Source organism: Streptomyces sp. WM4235 (genome assembly GCF_001279725.1).
Lineage (GTDB): Bacteria > Actinomycetota > Actinomycetes > Streptomycetales > Streptomycetaceae > Streptomyces.
This window is the reverse complement of record NZ_LGDE01000394.1, coordinates 1-282: the sequence shown is the minus strand read 5'-3', so window position 1 is coordinate 282 and position 282 is coordinate 1. Positions and strand designations below refer to the sequence as shown.

General features: G+C 69.1%; 1 protein-coding gene. It reads right to left on the bottom strand.

Going from position 1 to position 282, the window contains the following annotated elements:
* A partial coding sequence (locus tag ADK55_RS23595; RefSeq protein WP_324611199.1) for a carboxyl transferase domain-containing protein occupies nt 1–282 on the bottom strand: 282 nt, incomplete at both ends.

Genomic DNA, 282 nt, shown 5'->3' with positions numbered 1-282 from the left:
GAGCGCCGGGGAGTAGGCGGCGCCGCCCGCGCAGGGCCCGAGCATGACCGAGATCTGCGGGATGACACCCGAGGCCTTCGTGTTCCGCTGGAAGATGCCACCGTAGCCGGCGAGCGCGGAGACGCCCTCCTGGATGCGGGCACCCGCGCCGTCGTTGAGGGAGACCAGCGGCGCACCCGCCGCGATGGCCATGTCCATGATCTTGTGGATCTTCGTCGCGTGCGCCTCGCCCAACGCACCACCGAAGATCCGGAAATCGTGCGCGTACACGAAGACCGTACG